General features: G+C 67.0%; 20 protein-coding genes. 9 read left to right on the forward strand and 11 right to left on the reverse strand.

What is annotated here, in order from left to right; genetic code table 11:
• Positions 1-32 precede the first annotated feature (32 nt).
• The gene (locus tag AOZ06_RS39015) at positions 33-899 is read right to left on the reverse strand and encodes a hypothetical protein (RefSeq protein WP_054293963.1); all 867 of its coding nucleotides are present in this window, start codon (positions 897-899) and stop codon (positions 33-35) included.
• 191 nt (positions 900-1,090) lie between these two features.
• Positions 1,091-2,215, reverse strand: coding sequence for an FAD-dependent oxidoreductase (locus AOZ06_RS39020; protein ID WP_054293964.1), 1,125 nt, complete (start codon positions 2,213-2,215; stop codon positions 1,091-1,093).
• Positions 2,216-2,430: 215 nt separating this feature from the next.
• Here AOZ06_RS39020 and AOZ06_RS39025 point away from each other — a divergent pair, with 215 nt between their 5' ends.
• From AOZ06_RS39025 to AOZ06_RS62335, 5 genes are all read left to right on the forward strand, one after another.
• The gene (locus AOZ06_RS39025; protein ID WP_236951886.1) at positions 2,431-3,354 is read left to right on the forward strand and encodes an AraC family transcriptional regulator; all 924 of its coding nucleotides are present in this window, start codon (positions 2,431-2,433) and stop codon (positions 3,352-3,354) included.
• Between the two features lie 150 nt (positions 3,355-3,504).
• Positions 3,505-4,983, forward strand: coding sequence for a chymotrypsin family serine protease (locus AOZ06_RS39030; RefSeq protein WP_417999983.1), 1,479 nt, complete (start codon positions 3,505-3,507; stop codon positions 4,981-4,983).
• A gap of 109 nt (positions 4,984-5,092) precedes the next feature.
• Entirely contained in the window at positions 5,093-6,556 is a 1,464-nt protein-coding gene (locus AOZ06_RS39035; protein ID WP_054293966.1) for a BTAD domain-containing putative transcriptional regulator, read from the forward strand.
• Positions 6,553-7,740 (forward strand): ATP-binding protein, encoded by a 1,188-nt coding sequence (locus AOZ06_RS39040; protein WP_054293967.1) that lies wholly within the window; start codon positions 6,553-6,555, stop codon positions 7,738-7,740. The genes AOZ06_RS39035 and AOZ06_RS39040 overlap by 4 nt, the downstream gene beginning before the upstream one ends.
• A 149-nt stretch (positions 7,741-7,889) precedes the next feature.
• On the forward strand, positions 7,890-8,837 hold the full coding sequence (locus tag AOZ06_RS62335) for a cold-shock protein (RefSeq protein ID WP_054293968.1): 948 nt from the start codon (positions 7,890-7,892) through the stop codon (positions 8,835-8,837).
• A 189-nt stretch (positions 8,838-9,026) separates the two neighbouring features.
• On the opposite strand, the gene AOZ06_RS39050 is transcribed toward AOZ06_RS62335, so the two are convergent.
• The 3 genes from AOZ06_RS39050 to AOZ06_RS39060 all read right to left on the reverse strand — a co-directional run bounded on the left by AOZ06_RS39050 (position 9,027) and on the right by AOZ06_RS39060 (position 10,721).
• Positions 9,027-9,482, reverse strand: coding sequence for a hypothetical protein (locus tag AOZ06_RS39050; protein ID WP_169799040.1), 456 nt, complete (start codon positions 9,480-9,482; stop codon positions 9,027-9,029).
• Positions 9,483-9,760: 278 nt separating this feature from the next.
• Positions 9,761-10,138 carry a tetratricopeptide repeat protein gene (locus AOZ06_RS62340; protein ID WP_083472835.1) on the reverse strand — a complete coding sequence of 126 codons (378 nt, stop codon included), beginning with the start codon at positions 10,136-10,138 and terminating at the stop codon, positions 9,761-9,763.
• A gap of 286 nt (positions 10,139-10,424) precedes the next feature.
• The gene (locus AOZ06_RS39060; protein ID WP_054293971.1) at positions 10,425-10,721 is read right to left on the reverse strand and encodes a hypothetical protein; all 297 of its coding nucleotides are present in this window, start codon (positions 10,719-10,721) and stop codon (positions 10,425-10,427) included.
• A 1,189-nt stretch (positions 10,722-11,910) separates the two neighbouring features.
• Here AOZ06_RS39060 and AOZ06_RS39065 point away from each other — a divergent pair.
• Positions 11,911-12,138 carry a hypothetical protein gene (locus tag AOZ06_RS39065; protein ID WP_054293972.1) on the forward strand — a complete coding sequence of 76 codons (228 nt, stop codon included), beginning with the start codon at positions 11,911-11,913 and terminating at the stop codon, positions 12,136-12,138.
• A gap of 218 nt (positions 12,139-12,356) precedes the next feature.
• Here AOZ06_RS39065 and AOZ06_RS39070 read toward each other — a convergent pair whose 3' ends face one another.
• Positions 12,357-13,268: a LysR family transcriptional regulator gene (locus AOZ06_RS39070; protein ID WP_054293973.1), complete on the reverse strand. Its 912-nt coding sequence runs from the start codon at positions 13,266-13,268 to the stop codon at positions 12,357-12,359.
• 100 nt (positions 13,269-13,368) lie between these two features.
• Between AOZ06_RS39070 and AOZ06_RS39075 the strand changes: the two genes are divergently transcribed.
• Entirely contained in the window at positions 13,369-14,598 is a 1,230-nt protein-coding gene (locus AOZ06_RS39075; protein WP_054293974.1) for an MFS transporter, read from the forward strand.
• Positions 14,599-14,757: 159 nt separating this feature from the next.
• Here the strand turns inward: AOZ06_RS39075 and AOZ06_RS39080 are convergent, their stop codons facing one another.
• From AOZ06_RS39080 to AOZ06_RS39090, 3 genes are all read right to left on the reverse strand, one after another.
• Positions 14,758-15,174 (reverse strand): hypothetical protein, encoded by a 417-nt coding sequence (locus AOZ06_RS39080; RefSeq protein WP_054293975.1) that lies wholly within the window; start codon positions 15,172-15,174, stop codon positions 14,758-14,760.
• Between the two features lie 238 nt (positions 15,175-15,412).
• Positions 15,413-15,979 carry a hypothetical protein gene (locus tag AOZ06_RS39085; protein WP_054293976.1) on the reverse strand — a complete coding sequence of 189 codons (567 nt, stop codon included), beginning with the start codon at positions 15,977-15,979 and terminating at the stop codon, positions 15,413-15,415.
• A gap of 669 nt (positions 15,980-16,648) precedes the next feature.
• On the reverse strand, positions 16,649-17,494 hold the full coding sequence (locus tag AOZ06_RS39090; protein ID WP_054293977.1) for an arginase family protein: 846 nt from the start codon (positions 17,492-17,494) through the stop codon (positions 16,649-16,651).
• A 664-nt stretch (positions 17,495-18,158) separates the two neighbouring features.
• Between AOZ06_RS39090 and AOZ06_RS39095 the strand changes: the two genes are divergently transcribed.
• Positions 18,159-18,755 (forward strand): hypothetical protein, encoded by a 597-nt coding sequence (locus tag AOZ06_RS39095; protein ID WP_157233492.1) that lies wholly within the window; start codon positions 18,159-18,161, stop codon positions 18,753-18,755.
• 494 nt (positions 18,756-19,249) lie between these two features.
• On the forward strand, positions 19,250-19,633 hold the full coding sequence (locus AOZ06_RS39100) for a hypothetical protein (protein ID WP_054297253.1): 384 nt from the start codon (positions 19,250-19,252) through the stop codon (positions 19,631-19,633).
• Between the two features lies 1 nt (position 19,634).
• On the opposite strand, the gene AOZ06_RS39105 is transcribed toward AOZ06_RS39100, so the two are convergent.
• Positions 19,635-20,450 carry an MBL fold metallo-hydrolase gene (locus AOZ06_RS39105; protein WP_054293979.1) on the reverse strand — a complete coding sequence of 272 codons (816 nt, stop codon included), beginning with the start codon at positions 20,448-20,450 and terminating at the stop codon, positions 19,635-19,637.
• Between the two features lie 24 nt (positions 20,451-20,474).
• Positions 20,475-21,314, reverse strand: a complete 840-nt coding sequence (locus tag AOZ06_RS39110) for an EamA family transporter (RefSeq protein ID WP_054297254.1) — start codon at positions 21,312-21,314, stop codon at positions 20,475-20,477.

A 21,314-nucleotide genomic window follows, 5' to 3' on the forward strand; every position in this document is an offset into this window, starting at 1 on the left:
TTGTTGCGCTCGCAGGGCGCGTCGGCAAAGGGTTACTTGGCCGGCGCGGTCTCGATGGACAGGCCGTCGGGGCCGTCCTGCCCGCAGTGGACGACTCCCTGGCTGCCCTCGGGCTCGGCGGCCTTCGCGCAGCTCCACCGGCCCTGGATGTCGAGCACGCGACGGCCGGGGCCTTCACCGTGCGGGGCCTTGGCGAAGTACTCGGTGAGGACGTTGAAGGCCGTTTCGCAGCCAGGGTTGCCGTTGGGGTTGCCGATGGCGATGGCGTCCACCTTCGGGCCGCCGGCCGCGCCCACCTTGCTGCCGGTGAGCCGGCTGCAGTTGATGTCCTCGGCGGGCGAGTCCCCAGCCGGCCGGCGGGGCGTCGCGTCCGGCTTGTCCACCGGCGTACCACCGGCACCCGTGCCGTCGCTCTGCTTGCTCGGGGCGACATCACTGGTGTGGAAGGACAAGCCGTCCTTGTCGCAGCCGATCGAACCGGTTCCGCGTGCGCCGGTGTCCGCCGCGCACTGCCATCCCTGGACCGTCAGGTGCCGCCCGGTCCCCTCGGAGTTGCCCGCGTTCTTGTAGTACTCGGTGATCACGGTGAACGCCTCGGTGCACCCCACGATGCCCGCGTTGGTCTGAACCGCGATGAGGTCGACCTTGTGCGGCCCCACCTTGCCACCGTTGGTGCTGCAGTTGACGTTCTTGCCGGACTTGTCCGTCACCCCGGTATTGCCCTGCAACTGCTGTGTCTGGTTCTTCTGCGCGACGTCCACCGTCCCGCCCGGGGCAGCGGCGTCCTGTCCGGAACACGCCGACAACAACGCACCCGCGGCGACAGCGAGACCCGCGGTGACCAGCTTCAGCGACTCGACACGCATTTCGTTCATCCCCTCGTCGTTCTTGATCCTCATATCCAGAGACGCGTGGTGGCACAGCCGGTTGCGTGATCACCTCCAGGCCCGTGGCAGGAAGTTGCCGCACCTATCGGGACAACCCACGTTTAGAAGCAGAACTTCCTCCGCCAGAAGGCATTCACCGCAAGCGTCCATCCACTGTGGCCACGAACGAGAAATCTCGTCCTAAGTGGATACACCGGCCCTCGTCACGCGGGCTGGGCCATTCGCTGGTGACAGGCGTCGATCAGCGGATACGCGTCGCGATGCCGTCGTTCCTGCTCCAGACGGGCGATCGCGACCGAGGTCCGCACCACAGCCGAGCACCGCTCCCTGCGGCGATCGGTGAACGCGCCGAGCGCCGCCCGGATGTCCGCGTACCGATCCAGTTCCTGGGTGAGCACCAGGCCGTCCTCGATGGCGAGTGCGGCCCCGCTGGCCATCTGCGGCGAGGGTGCGTGCGCGGCATCGCCGATGACGACAGTGGTTCCGTCGGACCACGAGGCGTCGACGAGCGCAGTGCGCACCGGCCGCCGGATCACCGAACCGGACCGCGCGACCTCGGGCCGGACCTCCGCGACCCGGCCGGTGAACGGTGCCAGCAGATCAGCCATCCGTGCGGCGAGTCCGGCATCCGGCAGCACGTCCGACGGCACACCGTTCTCGGTGAGGAACACGTACGCATGGCTCCGCGAGATCGGTACGACTCCGGTCTGGTGGCTCTCACCAGCGAAGGTGTGGATGCTGTCAGCCCAGCCGGGCCGCGGTACACGGGCCCGCCACACCATTTGGCCGTGATAACGGATCGGAGCAACGCAACCGATGAGGTCGCGGACACCGGAGCGGATACCGTCGGCGCCGACGAGCAGGTCGACGGCACGGGCCGTGCCGTCCGTGAGTTCGGCACGTGTCCGCCCGCCGTCCTGCCTCAGAGCGGAAACACTGAGTCCGTAGTGGATTCGCGTGCCGAGCCGCAGTGCCTCGGTGCGCAGGATCCGGTGCAGCTCGGGACGGGCGATACCGGCCATGGCCGGGCGATCGTCGCCGATCAGGCGCGGGAGCTCGATGAGGTTCGTGTCGCCGTTCACGTCCACATTGGTGATCACGCTCATGCCGTGTCCAGCGGCAAGGCATTGGCCTGCGAGGCCGAGGCCGTCGAGCGCCCGCAGCGACGGTCCGGTCAGGCTCAGCCCCCACCCGGCGGTGGCGCCCGACGCCCCGGCTTCGACAACCTCGACACGCCACCCCCGCCGTGCCAAGGCTGTCGCCGTGGTCAGTCCGGCGATGCCCGCACCGACGATCAACGCCGAACGGGTGCTGTCACTGCTGTGCATAGGACCTCCAAGCCGATGTGCCCGGCCACGTTAGATCCGCGGCCGCGGGTCGTCTGTCCGGTTGCGGAAGCGGTTGTCCAGTTCCGGCAGCGTTCCCGGCCCGTTCCGCGGCGCGGCGCCAACGGCCGTATCCTCACGGTCTGGCCCACCAGAGAGCGTGAACAATGCTGTCGAGTCCCCTGAGCGGTTTCGTCATCACGAAATCGGACAATCCGGTGAATCTGCTGCAATCGGCGAGGCGACTGTTCGGCGGCGCGGTCAACCCCAGTCCTCTTGGCCGGCTCCAGGACGGCGAGCACGAGGTACGCGGCGTCGGGGCCACGGACTTCACCGTCGGCTACTTCGCCTCGCCGCTGGCGGTGCGCGTACGCGCGGAGCGTGGCCGGGACTCGTACTTCGTCAACCTGGGCGTGGCCGGTGAGATCACCGCGCGCCGGGGCGATCGGCAGACCGTGCTGAGCAGTACGCGGGCCGGCGTGTTCAACCCGGGCGACGCGCAGGATCTCCGCCCGAACCAGGCGGGAACGAGATTCCTGGGCCTGCGCATCGACGCCGGGCTTGTCCGGCGCGAACTCGCAGCGCTCACCGGGCGCCCGTCCGGTCACGCGGTGCGCTTCGACTTTCCGCTTGACCTGGCCGAACCGAGAGGCAGTGCGGTGCGGTTGCTGATCGGTTCGCTGATCGAGCAACTGGACTCGAACGATCCGCTGTTCCAGCGCGAAGAACTGCGACGGAGCCAACTCCGCTGCATCGTGACCGCGCTACTGCTGGCCCAGAACCACACGCACACCGCGACACTGCGCGGTGTCGCGGACAAGCCCCATCCCAGGGCGCTTCGGGCGGCGGTCGCTTTCATCGAGGACAACCTGCGCGAACCGATCTCGCTCGGCCGGATCGCGGAAGCCGCCGGGTGCGGCGCGCGGACCGTCAGCAACGCGTTCCGGGACAAGCTCGGCACATCGCCGATGAAATACGTGCGTGACCTCCGCCTGGACCGGATCCGCCACGACATCCTGTCCACTGGCGACGGGATCGGCGACATCGCCTGTCGCTGGGGCATCACTCATCTCGGCCGGTTCGCGAACGACTACCGCGCACGATTCGGCGAACTGCCGTCGGCCACCGCGGCCCGGCGGTGACGGCCGGATGCACGAAGTTGTTCCGTGCTCCCGAGACCATGTTCCCGTGGCGAGGAGATGTCTGCTTCGGACTTCGAATTTCCCGCCGGTTTTCCCGGTGGCCAGAAGGATTCCGGTTGAATGCCCGGGAAATCCCCGACATGGGAGGAGATGTCCGTGCGGAGATCGTGGGGGCACGGCGCGCTGGCCGTCTCGATGCTGGCAGCCGCCACAATGGTGGGCAGCCCGGCAGTGGCCGACACGGTGCCGTCGTTCCACACCGCACTCGACCCCGCCTCAGTGCGGGAGTCGGTGCAGTACCTGGAGAAAACCTACAAAGTCACCGAGCAGGAGGCGCTCCGCCGGCTCGAACTGCAGAACGACGCCGTCAAACTGGACCAGTCGCTGCGTCGCGACCGCGGCGCGGAATACGGCGGCATGTGGCTCGACCAGCAGGAAGGCCGGCTCGTCGTGGCCACGACGAAGCCGGATTCCGTTGCGCCATACGTGCAGGCGATGCCGGGCGGCAACGTTCGCACGCAGCAGGTCCGGTATTCGTTGCAGCAGCTGACAGCGGCGAAGGGCCGGCTCGCCGCGAAAGTCGGCGCGGGGCCGGAAGCGGTGTACCTGCCCGCGGTGAGCGAGTCCGAGAACCGGGTCGTGCTGTGGGAACGCGTCTGGGTGGCGCAGGGCAAGACGGCAGCGCGGGCGGCCGGCAACACGGTCGGCGCCGAGGCGGACGCGGCACGTGCGGCCGTCGCGGCGGAGAAGGACATGGTCGTCTCCCGTGTCCTGCCGGATCCGAAACCGTTGTCCACGCCGAACGTGGACTGGGGTTACTGCCACCCGCTTGACTGCACCGGCCGCGGCCCGATGCGCGGCGGCCTGCGGCTGGACATGAAGCGGGACGACGGCACGTGGGGCGGTTGCAGCAGCGCCTTCAACCTGCGGACCACCGGCGGCGGTTTCCCCGGCAAGGGCTGGGTGCTGACCGCGGGCCACTGCATGCGGACCAAGACCAACAACACGCCGACCCAGCACAACGGCAACGACGTGCTGATGCAGCACGGCATCGAGAAAAGCTCGTACCCGTACGACTACGCCGCGCTGCCGTACGTGGACGACGCGGCGGCCACCAAGTGGCTGGAGGGGCAGACCGGTCGTAACCGCGTGCTGAAGTACTGCCGCAACGGCGGTATGGACAGCAATGCCGACACCCCGTGCGGTGAGCAGGCGCAGTCGCGGGACGAGTCCATCACCGGCACGCACACTCTCGCCGAGATCAAGGCCGGTTGGATCGTGTGCGCGTCCGGATCGGCGTCGAGCGTTGTCAACTACCCCGATTCGGTCGACAGCGGTGCGGGCGCGGGCTACCTCGTCGGTACCCGTTGCGGTCGCGTGCTGTCCACTGACGTGGGCATCAACACGGATCTGTGCGCCCGTCCCGGTGACAGCGGTGGTCCGTTGTACAACCAGGCCGACCACACGGCGCTGGGCATCCTGATCGGCAACCAGCAGTCTCGTTCCGGGCCTTGCCAGGCCGGCGAACTGAACAACTACGCGCCGATCGAAACCATCACCACCGACCTGAGCGCCCGGGTCGCGAGCAAGGGTTCGACGTTCGCGGTGATCACCACCCCCAACGGCTGAATCCCACCGCCCGCGGGGTCCTCGCGGCCCCGCGGGCACCTTTTGTGAGTAAGCTGGACGTTCGTCACCTTCGTGCGACTGATCGAGTCGTCCAGGCAGGAATCCGGCTATGACATCGGGTCCGAACCGGCTGGGTGAGCTGCTCCGAGCTCACCGGGCACGTGCTGGGCTCACCCCGGAGCAGTTGGCCGAGCAGGCCGGCGTGAGTGTGCGCGCGATCTGGTACCTCGAGAAGGGCGATGCCGCCAGGGCGTCGGCCGAGTCGGCGCGTCGGCTGGCCGAGTTCGTGGGATACGTCCCCGGCGAGGCTGGGACCCTCCGGATCGGTGTTCTCGGGCGGTTGACGCTGACGGCTGGACGCGGCCCTGTCGACGTCGGGCCGTTGACGCAAAGGGCGTTGCTGGGGCTGCTGGCGCTGCGGCCGAACAACGTGGTCACGCTGGAAGAGATGATGTCCGCTCTGTGGGACGAACAACCTCCGGTGTCACCGCGGGCCACCCTTTACACGTATCTCGCCCGGTTGCGCCGGGCTCTGCATCCCGCGTTGCCGATCAAACGTGTTCCCCGCGGCTACCAGCTCCAGATCGAAGACGACGGAAGTCTGGACTCGCTGCGGTTCGACCGCCTCGCCACCCGCGCTGGAGCAGTGTCGGCGAGTGATCCCCTTGCGGCCAAGCAGTTGTACGCCGAGGCGTTGGACTGCTGGCGTGGTGAGGCACTGGCGGACATGCCCGAGCACGTGCGCCAGCATCCCGCCGCGCTGGCTCTCGCCCAGCGTCGCCTTGCCGCAGCGCTGAACTACGCCGATCTCGCGATGAGCCTGGGCACGTACGAACACGCGGTGCTCCAGTTGCGGCGTGTGGCGGATGAGGACCCGTTGCACGGCGGGCTGCATGAGGGTCTCAACGCGAGGCTGATGTTGGCGCTCGCCGGGGCCGGGCAGCCCGCCGTGGCGTTGGGGCTGTTCGGTGACGTCCGTGAGCGGCTCTTCGACGAGCTGGGCATCCCGCCCGGCCGCGAACTGCATGAGGCGCACGCGCGGATCGTGCAGCAGGAGACCCGCGAGGCGGCCGCGGACACGCTCGTGCCACGTGAGGTCAGCATGGCCGGTGTCGTGCGGGACGTGAAGAACGAGCTGGGTGGCGATCACCCGGCATCCCTCGCCGCCGTTTCCTATCTCGCCATCGTGCGCCGGGCCGGAGGTCACCCCGGCAACGCGCTCGACCTGGATCAGGAAGTGCTCGACCGGTACAGGACGCTGCTCGGCGACTACCACCCGCGGACTCTGGTCGCCCGGCTGGCGGTGGCCGTCGACCTGGCGGCAGTGGGCCGGTTCGCCGACGCCCTCGCCATGGACGAGGCCACCCTCCATGACGCCCGCCAGGTGCTCGGCGAGGACCATCCGGACACGCTGCTGGCCGCCATTCACGTCGCTGCCGGGTACGCGGCCACAGACCGGGCGGCTGACGCCACCGCTCTCGGCCTGGACACCTTGGACCGGTGCAGGCGTGTGCTGGGTGACGAGCACCCGTCCACCCGGCTGTGCGCGGAGAACCTGGCGGTCATCAGGTGAGCCCGCTGTTCCGGCGCGGCACACCACGCATCCGCCGGGTGGACACCTTCTCACCCACCGACTTCTTCGGACTGGACGAGGAAGCTCGCGTACTGGCGTCCCAGGTGCGGGAGATCTACACCCCGTATCGCCCGGTGCGCACACGTGACCTGCTGTTCGGTCGCGAGGCCGAGGTCGTCGCCGTGGTCGAGGCGTTGAACACCCCAGGCCGCCACGCGTTCGTCTGCGGCGAGCGCGGCGTCGGGAAGACCTCCTTGGCCGCCGTCGTCGCAACGCTGCTGACCGACGCGACGAGCCTGCCACACACCGTGAAGCGGTGCGATCCGGCGGACACGTTCGAGTCGGTGCTGGAGCGGCCCCTCACCGCGCTGGGCGTGGACGTGCACCGGATCGAGTCGACCGTGCAGCACACCAGAGCACGCAACACCAACGTCTCCATCGGCACGACCGGGATCAAGAAGGAGCGGCAGCTGGCCGTCGGTGCGCTCTACCGGCCGGACGGCCGGGTGGGAGTCGCCGAGGCAGCGGAGCACCTCAAGGCCGCCGCCGGTCTCCTCGTGGTGGACGAAGCCGACGCGATCACCGACCCGACGGTGTTGACCAAGGTGGCCACGCTGATCAAACACCTCAGCGACCTCGGATCACCGTTCAAGGTCCTGATCGTCGGCACACCGGAAACGGCCGCCGCACTGACGACCACACACCCGTCCGCCAGGCACTGCGTGAAGACGGTCACCCTCCGTCCACTGGCCACCGACGCACTCGGCCACCTGGTGCGGACAGGCGGCGAGGCATTGGGGTTCGCGTTCGCGGACGAAGTCGTGGCCGGGATCGCCCGAGCGAGCGCGGGCCATCCGCACTTCGCGCACCTGCTCGCCCTCACCTGCGCGGAGAAGGCGGTGGTGGACGGCAGACGCGACATAGCGCCCGCCGATCTGATCTACGCGATGGCCGCCGCCACAGGCGAAGTCGACCCCGGTCTGCCCGCGGCCTTCATCGACGCCGTCGACGGCGACTTGGCGTCTCCTGCCGTCGACCTGCTGAAGAAGGCGGCCATCGCGGACGGCCCCGAGTTCGAGTCCGACACCGTCAACCCGGCCTTCGTGCCGGTGCGGCCCGGCGTCTACAGGTTCGCCGACCCGCGGATGCGGCCCTACCTGCGCATCCGGTTCCCCTTCGGCTAAGACCTGGTCTCAAAACTCGGCGTGTCGCTAGGTGAACCAACGGCCCGCCCCTGGCTCCGCACCGCCCGCCTGTGGGCCCGGCCCGACGGCCCGGAGGTCTGTCAGAGAGACTGGGGGCCAGTGCCCGCCCTCTCGACCTGGAGCCTTTGATGCCGCAAGGGACCGTCCGTTGGTTCGACGCCGAACGGGGTTTCGGCTTCCTCGCACCCGAGGACAGCTCGCCGGACGTGTTCGTGCACGCCTCCGAGATCGTCGGGGACGGCGGCGCGAAAGTGCTCCGCGAGGGTCAGGCCGTCGTGTTCGAGGTCGGCGAGAACGACCGCGGGCCCCAGGCGCTACGCGTTCGCGTCACCGCCGATGCGGCCACCGGCAGCGCCGTGGGCCTGCTCGGCACCGTCAACTGGTACGAGCCGGGCAAGGGGTACGGCTTCGCGTCGCCGGACGGCGGCGGCGCCGACATCTTCGTGCACAGCTCCGCCATCGTGACCGGCGGCGTGGTCACCGAGGGGCAGCGGGTGGCCTTCCTGATCGTCGAAGGCGAGCGCGGCCCGCAGGCCGGGCACGTGATCCCGCTGGGAGCAGGGGCCGGCTCACCCGCTGCGGCTGGTATCGCGGACGGTGCCGACGGCACGGTGGCCTGGTACGACGAGGACAAGGGCTTCGGCTTCATCAACCCCGACTCCGGCGCCGGGGACGTCTTCGTTCACGCCCGGGCCCTGGCCGAGGGGCTGACGTGGCTCGCGGAGGGCGACCGCGTCGCCTACGAGTTGGCTAGTGGAGACAAGGGCCCGCAGGCCCGCGACGTGCACCTGGTCCGGGGCGCCGAGCCCCAGACGGCGCCGCGGCGGCCGGCACCTGCCGCGGCCGCAGGGCCGGCGGCGCGGGACGTGCCCGTACGAGGCGGCGAGGGTGTCGTCGCGCGCTACGACGGCGACCGCGGCTTCGGCTTCATCACCCCGGACGCAGGCGGCGACGATCTCTTCGCCCACGTGTCCGTGATCATGGGGTCGGAGCCGCTGCAGAAGGGTGACCGGGTCCGGTACGCGGTGCGTCAGAGCGACCGGGGCCCGCAGGCCGACCGCATCGAACGCCTCTGAAGAGGCGGCCCCACCGATGGCTGATCACTTCCCGACGAGAGTGCTCGTTCATCCCCGTCGATGGTGCCGTCAGCAACGCGGCTGCGGCCTCCTCCTGGAGATCGATCCCTGACGGGGCCCGTGCCGACCCGAGGACCTGCTACTGAACACCCACCACGCCGTGAAACCAAGATCACCGACAGGGTTAAGCTAGTTGCAGAGGCTGATGTACCACACCGGCTTGAAATTCACGGTTTGGAGGTAACCCGGGGCGACCGAAGCGATCACGGCATGCCGCTGGTCGAGGAAATTCACCGTAACATTCTGATGGTTGTACACAAACCTGTTGGGGTTTTCGTCGTTGACGCCCCAGTTTGTCAGGGTATATGTAGTGCACCGGTAGAATTGGAATCCAATATACTGTCCGCCAGCCCCCAATTGAGTGGTACACATTCTGTGCAGCGGACACTTCTTTGTCCACTCATAGGACGGACTTCTGAGCGGATCCTCGGTATATTCCGCTTTGGGGTTCACGGTGACCAAGGCGCCGTCGACTGTCGCAGGCTGTTGAATCACCGTTGCTTCACTGGGTGCGGCCGTGACGATGAGACCGACACTCAGCGCGATCGCGGCGACCGCCGCTCGGAGGATCTTCACTCCCGCCACTTCCTCTCATCCGCTGTTGACGCGCGTGGCGCGATCGATTTAGATGCACTTGAAAAAACCCGAACATCGGCGGATCAGTCGTGACTGACCCACTGAAAGGATCTCAGAAGAACTTATCAAATGGTTGTCGTGCGTTAAATGGCCAGTTGGCTGGTCGTTCAGTTACTCCGCGTCGCCACACGCCGCTTCCAATAGTTGAGTTCGATCAGAGTCTCCATGTTGGGCGTCGGGACCAAGTGGTTGAGCGGAGGACCTGGTCAAGCCCGACCGGTCTGTGACTATCCCACTCCGAATCCGTCCCCCGATTCATTGATCAAGCCGATGGGCAGGGCCAGAGCCATGCCAAGGTCGTGGTGGAGGGCGAGCGCGATCTCGCGATGACGGTGGGCGTGGTGAGGCTGATCGAGGTCGTGGAAGCAGTCGCCGAGATGGTTGTGCGCGGTGGCCTGTCCGAGGAGCTCGCCGGTGGCGCGGGTAATGGCGAGGGCTTGCCGGTGGTGTTTCAGCGCAGTGGCCGGGTCACCGACGTGGTGGGCGAGTTCACCCAGGTTGTTGAGTATTTCGGCTTCATGGCTGCGGTTTCCAGTTTCCCTGGCGGCTTCGAGCGCGTGCTGGATGTAGGTGCGCGCCTGCTGGACCTCGCTAACTCGCGGTATACCAGTCCGAGGCCGTTCAGTGCGTTGCTTTCCACATAGCGGCTTCCTCTGCTGCGCGCGAGCCGGTGTCGACCGGCACCGACCGGAGCTGGATACACATCCGCAACCACTCGCAGGCCCTGGTCGCCCCTCACCGGCACCGGCAGTTCATGTGCTGTGGCAACGTCCTCAACTGCGTGACCCAGTCGTCATCCGGTCGGCCACTGCGCGCTGCCCGAGGTATGGGAAGCAGTGCCCGTGTCATGATCTTCACCCGCCGAATGGTGCAACGCGCCGCGAGGTGTGGTCAGGCAGGTGAGAAGCCGACGGCGTCGGCGAGGTCCTTGGGCAGGCACTCACGATCGATGTCCTGATCCAGCAGCAGGGTCCGGATGTGACCGGATGCGGTGCGTGGCAGGAGATCGAGGATGCCGCCACGCAGCCGCAACAACCGTCGAACAAACCGATCGACGTTGACACGGCCGTGAGTGCCTACGATCTCCCGACTGCTGCGGTACCTGCGTGCCCAGCCGGAAAGGTGGTCCAGTTCCCACGCGGTGGCGTGTGGCGGCGCGGGTTTGTCGCTCGCGTGCTGACCGTCCACCTCGAGAACGGTTTCGACCCGCGCGAACCAGACCTGCCAGAAGCCGTGACCTGACCGGCGGTCCCAACACAGTTCGAGTCGGTCTGCACGGTGCTCCCACCCGAATCTACGGCTGGCAGAAGTACCGGCTCGTACGACTTCCGCCGCGCCAACGCATCAGGCGCGTGAACCAGTTCCTTGGGGTCGGTGGTGATCCGAGGTCGCTCGACTCACCACCGACCATGTCACCGCCAAGTAGGATGTAACACTCGGATCCACACCGCTGGGCCTGTCGTCCCTTCGACACCTCGTGGGGAACCAGAAGTAGTGGCTCTCCAAGTGACGAATGCAACTGAAATGCTGGAGACCGCGTCCGGTCAACCAGGCCAACTGGTTTCGCTCAAGTAGCGGTACAGCCGCCGGTGCAGTGGCGAGAGCCTCATTGAGAGGAGAGGGCGCGACTGCCGGGAGCTTTCTCATTTCTTCAAGACCGAAGCTGTGGAAGCAGCTTCCATAGTTCCTGTACACGTCGTCAGAGGATGAGATGGATACATCGCGGGGCATCCTCGCCCCCGATCGTGCCACGGTACATAGGGGAGGGCGAACCATGGGTAAATCGAGAATGTCACACCGAGGTGTGGCATACTTGAAACGAATGACAGCGTCGATCGTTTCAGTGATTGTCGCTATATCGGTAAGCAGTCCCGTAAGCGCCGAGCCAGTAGTACGCGTCGCGAACCTCGCGAGGGCACGCAGCTCTGACGGCTCGACGACTGGCACCGCTGGCATTATCGTGTACCGCCCTAAAGTGACTGATCCTGCAGGACGGGACCGTCAGTACTCCGTCACGGTGAAGCCACGGGGTGTCCCACATCGGTCGTTCCTGAGATGCCCGTCGCCTGGCCAGGTTTGTCTACACCATCCCACTCAGCTCGACGACCGTGACCAGCATTGGGCGACTTTCACCCTGTTCGAGTACGGTACTTACTATCTGAACGGCTTCAATTACGACGGGCAAAGTGAGCTGCAGAACCATCAGACTGGGAACGCGACAGCTAGAACGCTCAACAGTGCTGGCAGGGAGATCGCCTGTTTCCCTGCTGCGGGGACACATTTTTACGCCGTGAACTATCTTCCCGTCTGGCACGTCAGACTCAGCGCTTTCACGGGATGCTGACGACGCGATCTCACCGACGGCGTCGTCCGCGAGATGGAACTGCCCTGCCCGCACGGCTGCGGGCCGACCTGGAAACACCCCGCCGCCGAGCAGGACCGGGTGATCGACACCGACATTCCCGACGACCGGCCCGCGCGGGTCCAGGGCCAGGTCGACGCCATGGAAGCCGGCGGCCGCGACAGCGAGTGCGGCGAGTTCCTGTACCAAGCTCTCGCCAGGTCGGGCTACGCCTGGGACCGTCACGGCCGTCGGCAATCCTGACCACCACGATGCTGGCCCGCTGGGTGGGCGTTCTACGCGATTCTTTGTCGATCAAACCAGAGCGGCCAGTTCGGTGTTTGGCGGACAATTACGCACGCAACCCCGATCACGCAGCCCTTTGGTCGATCGTCCTTCTGTCGCAAGAGGAAATGATCGACCGCGGGCTGCGTTCATGATCAACTGGGGTGCTTGAATCCCGCTGGGCCTTAAAAGACAAGCTAAAGCAACGTGGGCACGGCGGCGAATTCCTCGTGCAGCAGCCGAGCCAGTGACAACAGTTGTGGCGTGGTGCGGTCGGTACGCCAGACCAGGCCCAGTTGCGAGGTGCCGTGCAGGCCGCGGACCGGGATGTAGTGCACGTCGCGACGGTTGCTCCGGTCGACGAACGGACGGCACACCAGCATCCCGTGATCGCTGTTCGCGACCAGGACCAGGCCCTCCTCCATCGTGGTGACACCCGTCGTGGAGCGCAGCGCCGTACCGGACGGCGTCGAACGCGGGACCTGGGCGTCGACCCAGTAGCTGGGCGCGTCACCGGCGGGGGTGACGAGGTCCACGACCACGAGGTCCTCAACGTCGACCTGGTCACACCGGGAGAACGGGTGGGTCGCGCCGACCGCGAGGAACTGGTCCTGCGGCGGGAACCGGAACCCGACCGTCAGCCGCTCGTCACGGGCAGGCAACTGCACGACCGCGCAGTCGACCACGTCGTCGAGGATCCCCGAGAACGGCGAACCCAGCGGGATCTCGGTGACCAGCACCGACACGTCGTGGTGCTGACGGAACCGGCGGAGGGCGACCGTGACCTCCTCGTACACGCTGCCCTGGAAGCCGATCCGCACTTCCCGCAACGAGCCGCGCCTGGCCCGCTCACTCGCCTGCGTGACCACGCCGACCAGGTGCGCGTAGGCGGGCCGCAGCTCGGCGAGGAACTCCGCGCCGAACCTGGTCAGCGCCACCCGCCTGCTCGTGCGCTCCACCAGCTTGGTCCCGACGCGGCGTTCCAGGCTCGCGATGAGCTGGCTGACCCGGCTCTGCGAGAGCCCGAGGCGGTCGGCGGTCCGGCCGAAGTGGAGCTCCTCCGCGAGCACGAGCACGCATTCGATTCCCTGGACGGGAAGCCGGCTCATCACGCACCCCCGCTGACGACGTTCATCCATGAGCCTAACTGATCGATGGTGCAGCGAATCGGCGTTGTTCCACGAGCCGGACGTTGTTCGAATTGGCCGTATGAGCACGTCCGCCTCGACACGCGTCGAGTCAGAACAGCACGGCACCACGGCTCGGCAATGGCTGGCCATCGCGGTTGTGGTGCTGAGCACATTCGCCGTCGTCACCTCGGAAATGCTGCCGGTCGGGGTGCTGACCCCGATGGCTGCGGGGCTCGGCATCACGCCGGGGTTAACCGGGTACAGCCTCACCATCACCGGGCTTGTGACCGCGGTCACCGCCCCGATCGTCCCTCGCGTGATCGGCGGCCTCGACCGGCGGGTTGTCGTCGCCGTCGCGATGGTGCTGCTGGCCGTGGGCAACGGCCTCACCGCCGTCTCGCCGGGTTTCACGCTGCTGGTCGTGTCGCGTGTCGTGCTGGGCGTCGCGATGGGGATCGTGTGGTCGCTGGCGTCGGTCATCGCGCCACGTCTCGTCGCGCCACGACACGCGGCCCTCGCGGTCTCGTTCGCGGTCAGCGGTGTCGCGGCTGCGTCCGTCGTCGGCGTGCCGTTGGGCACGATCATCGGCGACGCGTTCGGATGGCGGATCGCTTTTGCCACGTTCGCTGCTTCCGGCGCTCTGCTCGCGGTGGCCTTGCGTTTCCTGCTTCCCCCGCTTCCCAAGCCCGAATCCCCCACCGCGGGCACCGCACAGGCCGGTGAGCGGTCGCTGCTGCGCACGCCCGCGGTCGTCAGCGGCCTGGTGGTGGTCGCATTCCTGGTGACGGCGCACTTCGCGGCGTACACCTACATCCGGCCGGTCCTGGAAGTCGGTACAGGTTTCGGCGGGGCGGCCATCGCGGCGATCCTCCTCGCCTACGGGCTCACCGGTCTGGTTGGCAACTTCACGGCCGGTGCGCAGGCCGCACGGCGTCCACGCGCCACCGTCCTGGCGCTCGCACTCGGCATCGTCGTCTCGATCGGAGTCCTGGCGTCGTTCAACGACTCGGGCGTGGCGGCAGTCGTCGGTGTCGGCGTTTGGGGACTGGCCTACGGAGGGCTGTCCGTGGGCGGTCAGCTGTGGATGACACAGTCCGCGAGGGGACGTGAGGAACACGTCACAGGGCTTTATGTCGGCGTTTTCACCGCGTCCATCGCTTTGGGCGCGTTCACCGGCGGTACCATTTACGAAACTGTTGGTACGTCTACTTTGTTGTGGACCGCCGCCGCGCTTGCCCTGGCCGCTCTCGTGGCCGGAGTGGTGGGGCGAGGTCCGTTGCCGGGGATTGGCGGGTCACGTGTGCGTTGACAGCCACATCACCATCCACAGCAGGCATCCCAGCGCTCCGCCGATCGCTACGGCGAGCAACATTCTCCTGGCTGCGGCTATGTCCTGAGGGCGCTCCGTTGTCTCGCTCATCCCCGCTCGTACCGTCGTCATGTTGCGCATGGTCTTTGACTTCCCCTGCTAGTCGCTCCCCACACCTTCGCCACCCGAACGGGTTGTTTCGTGTTGGCCGCGTGGTCTCTTCTTTTCGAGGCTCTGATCTTTTTGCACGGAACGGGATTCTCCCTCGCCGGGGCTGACCTCTGGGCAGATGCCTTTGGGCTCTGGGGCTTTGGTGTGTTCTTGGTGGCGTGGGCACTCCTGCCCGTCGGCGACCCAGAACGGGTGCCAATCAGTGGCCTCGATCGTCGCCGTCGCCGAACCCGCGGAGCCGTCCGTGTCGCCGGTCGACTCAGTACGGGTGAACTCGTTGTCGTGCACCCACGTCGCCGTCACAGCGCGAGCTTCGGTACGACCAGTCGCCGGATCCGTCGCCAGCACGACGTCGCCCAGCTTGACCTGCTCGATCGGCTTCGACGAACCGTCCGCCATCAGCACCCGTGTACCAGGCGGGAAACTAACGCCCGAGCCCGCAACCGCGGTGCGCGTTTGCCCACAAGACTGCGGTTGCCGCCGATAGCGCAAGACAGGGCGTGACCCGCGTCCGGCCCATAGCCCTCGATACCCAAGTCGTAGGGCGCATTCGGGTAGCTGTTGTAGTCCACAACAAGGTAAGGCGGGCTGTTGAGCAAATTGAACCGCCGCCACGACGAGTTGTCCGTCTCGCGGGAGCCGGTCAACAGCAGAGTCGCGTCGTTGCGGCCTTCGTTGGCGCCCCTGCGAATCGCTTCCACCACATCGATGTCCAAGCCCTGCCCACTGCACGCGCAACCGTGACCCTGCAGTGTTCCTCGCCCTGGCCTCCGCAGTGGTGGAACGAGTGGTCCGTGTGCAGGTGCAGGTATGCAGACCTGACCCAGCGACCGGCCACTTGGTACGTCTTCATTCGCAAGAACGTCTGGGAAACGAAACACGTTCCCTGCTCGCAAACGTACCCGGCCTTGAGGTCGTTGAGTTTGCCGTCGGTGCGGTTGAAGTTCTTCGCGTCCGGCCAGGCGGACTGCACCACCATGTGATCGGTCTTACCGCGGTCGGTGCAACGGTAACCGGGATCGATGTGAACCGGGTAGGTTGTCGCGGGGTCGGCCAGGAACGCCTGATCCGGACGAATCGACACCGCGGTATCGGACACCTCCACCGGCATCGTGGCCGACCTGAGGCCCTCCGCGTTGCCCGCCAGCAGATCCTGTTCGACGGGTGCCCCTGTGGAATCCCACATTCGTGCGGCGCTGCCCGCGAACACCGGCCCGTTTGTGCCGACCCGCAACCTGCCATCGGCCGCTTCGACCCTGCCACCCTCGCTGTGTACGAGGGGAACGAGACCGTTTTGAGTTCGGGGTTTTTGGCCGCCGCCGCGGTCTTGATCACCAGCAACTGGCTGAAGCCCGTCGCATCGACGGTCACCTTCAGGTCCACGCCTGCGAAGACGTCGGGATAGGTCGCCGTCGAACCGTCTAGCTGCGGCTGCGGCAACGCGCGTGGCCAGCCGAGACCCACTTCGACGTCGCCTTTGCCGACCGTCACGATCGGGGCGCCGTCACCACCGCCGGACAACGCCACACGCACCACTGCCGCCTTGGGCGCGACTGTCCCATCAGGACGCTTCACCAGCGTGGTGTCCACCGGTTCCCAGCTGTCACCACGCCTCACCCGAACAGGCCACGCGTGCTGAGTCGGCCGCATCGTCCCGTCCGGGTTCGCCCGCACCTCGGTCGACTCGCCGGTCTCGCCGAGCACTCGAACCGACTTGTTCCCGGCTCGTGCGGCAAGCAGCGCCGACGTCGCATCAGGCGCCTCATCCGCAATCAACGCAGGTGACGGCGCTGCCGACAGCGGCGGCACCCACACCACCAGCGCGGTGAGTAATGATGCAATCACCGTCAGTGCCCGTCCAAGTCTACTTCGGACGGAACTACTGTTCGTCGGCGCGGCGCATTACGGTGGCGAACACTTTGCTTGCCGTACCGGCCATCCGGTTGTCGATGTCGCTGCCCGGGTGGTACGCGGTCACCGCGGCCGCTGCTACCTCGAAGCGGTCGAAGACCGCGTTGACGATTTCCAGCAGCCTCGCCAGGCTCAGGCCGCCGTCGGCGCTGTACTGATTGGCGATTCCCTCACTCGGGTCGAGGCAGTCGAGATCGATGTGCAGGTATGCGCGGTTCGTGCGGGCGCGCAGGTCGTCCAGTGCCGCCGTGAGTTCCGGGCCGGTGAACGTGTTTCCTTCCAGAATGCGGATGTTCGAGCTCCGGAAGTCGTCGCGCTGCCCTGGCTCGAAGTCACGGCCTCCGATATGGACGACGTGGTCCTCCGCGATTTCGGTGAAGCCGGTGACCCCGCTGCGCAACACCGCCCAGTCGTGCCCGGTGATCACCGCGAGCCCCATCGCGTCGAGCGATCCTGTGTGGCTGCGTTCCGATGTGTCGAAGTCCGGGTGCGCGTCGAGCCACACCACTCCGAGGCCATTACCGCCGCATCCGGCGACCGTTCCCACACAACTGTTGCAGTCACCCGCGAGGATCAGTGGGAACAGTCCTTCGTCACGAGCCGCGCGCACTTCACGTCCGAGCAGGTCCGCCAGGTGGAAGACCCTGGCGGCCTCCGGCTGCCCGGTATCGATCGGCCCCACCGTCACCACTGAGCCGGGGAGTTCTCCGAAGACGTCGGAACATGCGTGCAACAGGTGTTCCGGGCCGCATCCGCGATCCACATCCCGCCGGCCGTCGTGGTAGGGCATCGAGATGATCCTCATGCGGGTCATCTGGCACCTCCGCGCCGCTCGCGACACCAGGTTTGGTGTATCACTCGAGGGTACAGCGCTCGCCGGCATCTTTTTATCGCGTCGCACGCAATGGTTGCCCGCCTCCCGCTGACGAGCGCGGGACCACGGGTCCAAAATGGGGTGCCGACATCATTTATCGAGCTGAACGTCCGTTATCCGAGCAGCTGCCGACCGGACGAGCAGGTGTGTTATGTGCGCGCACCTTCCATGGTGACTTTCAGACGTCGACATTGACATCGCCAGGACGGCCGCGAGCTGGGCATCGTGGGTTCTCGACGCCAGGTGTGACCACGCGACCGGCCGGGCTACATCCGTTGGCGGGAAGTGGGTGACGCTGTGGTGTCAACGCGGTTCGCCACGTTAGCAGAAAGCCGTCCTCGCCTTTTCACCCCCCTCTCTCATCCTCACGTGGATGCGGCGAATCAACGTGGCCACGCCGCCGGGCAGACGCGACGAGAGGGATACACATTCACCGGATGGCTGGAAAGAAATTTTTCTGATCACACGATGGTGTTATCGGGCCTTTCCGCGCCCCACGTTTGTTGTAACGTGCTCCTCACGGAAGGCCTCCACCTATGGAGGCCTGTTCCACCCCGGTGGTCAACAATCAGATTCCGGACCCGCACCGAAAGGAATATGCACCGTGCGATTGTTCAAGAAGACCGTCATTGTCGCCGCTCTCACCGCAGCCGGATTCGCTGCGGCCGGGGGCTCCGCCTTCGCTGGTGAGCCTGCCGACAGCCAGGCAGGCAAGCCCGAGACCATGCAGGTCACGGTGCACGCCAGCAAGGCTCCCGCCAAGGAGACCACCCACGGCAAGAAGTCCACGCACAGCGAGGACAACAACGTTGTCCAGCAGGGCCTGGTGCCCGTGAACGCCCTGAACAACGTCAACGTGTCGCCGAACCTGGGCTGCGTTGCCAACCGCCCGCTGGAAGACCTCAACGCGCAGAGCCTGGTCGGCCTGGTGCCGGTCGCTGTGGACGTGGACGAGCTGGCCAAGCAGCCGCACATCAACGTGTTGAGCGACGGCAACGTCTCCACCACCATCGAGGACAACTCCTGCACCTCCAACCAGGGTTCCTCGCAGGCCGGTGACAACACCCACGGCGCCACCGGTGCGGGCAGCAGCTCCAACGGCCACGCCGTCGGAAACGCCGCCGGCTCGGGCAACAACAGCGGCAACGGTGGCGGCGGCCTGATCGGCTCGGCCGGCCACCTGCTGGGCGGCAAGAAGTAACACCGTCCACATGCGACTGGCAGGCGTGTGCCGGTCGTCAGGACGAACCGCGCGCGGCACAGGCTGACACCGCCGCGTAGCCAAAGGTCTGCTCCGTGACGGGTCCCAGCGGTTTCGGTTCGGGGTGCCGCCAGGACCCGCCACAGAGTGGCGAAAGGATGGTTGTGTCAGCCGAGCGCCCGCAAGCGCCCGGCTGGCACAACCGCCGAACAGCAGTATGGACTGCTGCGCCGAGGGTGTCCACATAGGAGACACAGGCGATGCGGGCACCCTCCCTGGAACGCAGGCGTAGGTGGTCGCTCACGCAAGGAGTCCGACCCCAACGAGGATACGTCTGCAAGTGGCCCGTCGATCCCGTGCTTCCCCCAGCACGTGGATCGACGGGCCGTTCGCCGTCTGCACGTCGATGGCAGTTCCGCTGGCATTTGGCCCAGTCGATGGTGCGGAGAATTGGATCTGGAGTGGGCCGCTGACGAGCTCGTAGGTTGATGGCCATGATCAGGAGCCATTGGCGGGCAGGTCCGCAGGAAGCGTGGACAGGTCAGGTGTTCGTCAGCGTCACGGACTTCACCAGCAGCCGTGTGCTGGACCTGCCCGGTATCGCCTTGGCGGGCTACGGCCTGCGCCGCGGCTGGGCCACGCTCGACGGAGCAGTCGGGATGTGGCTGTGGACAAAGCCCGCGCGACGACGGAGCGGCTCCGTCTCGGTGTGGACGAGTGCCGCGGCGTTGTCGGGTTTCGTCCGGTGGCCGCCGCATGTTCGGATCATGAAGAAGTACCGGACCCGTGGCAGGATCGCTGCCCACAATTGGCACGCCGACGAGTTCGACCAGGGCTTGGTCTGGCGTGCGGCGCTGGCTCGCCTGAACCAGGCGTAGGCTAGTTTTTTCGGGCGAAGCGCCGGAGTTGCCCGGCGTGTATGTCGCTTACCCACTCCCAGCCGGGTTTGGCCGACGGGCCGATCCGCGGGTCGTCGACAACGTCCCCGTCCCGCAGAGCACGGACGTACGCACGGTCCAGGTCGATCCTTGCCATTACCTGATCGGCTCTGCCGACGGATCCGTGCCCGGGAATGACGGCATCGACGTCGTCGGCCGCGTCTTCGAGCCGTCGCAGCCCGACGAGGTACTCCTCGATCGGGTCGTTGGTGCCGTTCACGTCGTCGAGCATCGGGACGAAGACGTCGGAGAGCATGTCACCGGCGACGAGCACCCCGTGTTCCTCGATCAGCAGTGCCGCGTGGCCCGGGGAGTGCGCCGGGTGCTCGATGACGCGGACTCGCGGGCCGTCCCAAGGAACGTGCGTGGTTTCCCCAGGCAGACCCGTGATGAGGCCGAACAGGTCCAGCGGTGTCTCCTCGGCGATTTCCGGTGGCAGTCCTTCGTGGACGCGGGTCTTCCAGTCCGCGTTCGCCAGCAGATCCCGCATGACGGCCGCACAGCGCGCTGTACCGTAACGAGGCACGTCGCCGAGTTGGGCATGCCAGAGCACGTGGTCCCAATCGGGATGTGTCGAGAAGCCCGCCGCAACGGGCTGGCCCAGTTCACGCAGGTCGTTGGCCAGGCAGATCATTTCGTCGCCCCGGATCCCGGCGTCGATCAGCAACACACCGGCCCCGCCTTGCACGACAACGGTGTTGTTCAGGAGTAACTCGCTCTGGTGGACCAGCACACCGTCAGCGACCTGTGTCAGCATGGGATTCCTCCGCTCGTAGTCAGCTCAGCCGAGTGCCAGCGTGGCAACAGCGATGATGCAGATACCGATGCCCGTTCGCTGCCTGGCACCGATTCGCTCTCCGAGTACGCCGGCCGCGAGCAGCACGGTGACCGCCGGGTAGAGCGAGGCAAGGACTCCGGCGACGCCGAGGCTCGCCGCTCCGGTAGCGACCATGAACGCGAGTGTGCCGGATGCGCCCAGCACGCCGGAGGCGCTGCCCCAGCCGAGCACGCCGCGGCGAGGGCGCCACGGTTGTCCGAGGCTCGTGGCGGCGGCGACAGTCAGCACCGCACCGGCCAACTGGTTCGCGGCAAGGGGCAACAGGCCGGCGTCAGCCGAGATCTGGGCGAGTGCGATGAACAGAACCCCGAAACCCACGCCCGCGATGGCTCCGTCGACAAGCGCTCCCCGCGCACACGCCGGTCGATCCGGCGCGGCCTCACGGGAGACCAGCCAGATTCCCGGCAGTGTGGCGAGCACACCGACCCAGACCAGCCATCCGGGACGCTCGCCGAGGACCACCCCCACGAGCACGGGCAGGACAGCGGCCCCGACCGCCGAGATCGGCGCCACCAGGCCCATCCGGCCGCGGGCCAGCCCGCGGAACAGGAAGATGCTGCCGGTGGCCGAGCCGGCTCCGGCCAGCAGCGCCCAGCCGAAATCCGACAGGTCCGGGCTGCCCGGCAGCGTCAGACCGGCCAGGAGCGTGACGAGCGCTCCGGTGGCCTGCCCGACCAGGACGATCTGCCACGGCGAGTGCCGGCGCGAACCGGCGCCGCCGATGAAGTCCGCGGCGCCGTAGGCGAGGGCCGCCGAGAGCGCCAGGAGGAGTCCGAGGTTCAT

The sequence above is a fragment of the Kibdelosporangium phytohabitans genome (genome assembly GCF_001302585.1).
GTDB lineage: Bacteria > Actinomycetota > Actinomycetes > Mycobacteriales > Pseudonocardiaceae > Kibdelosporangium > Kibdelosporangium phytohabitans.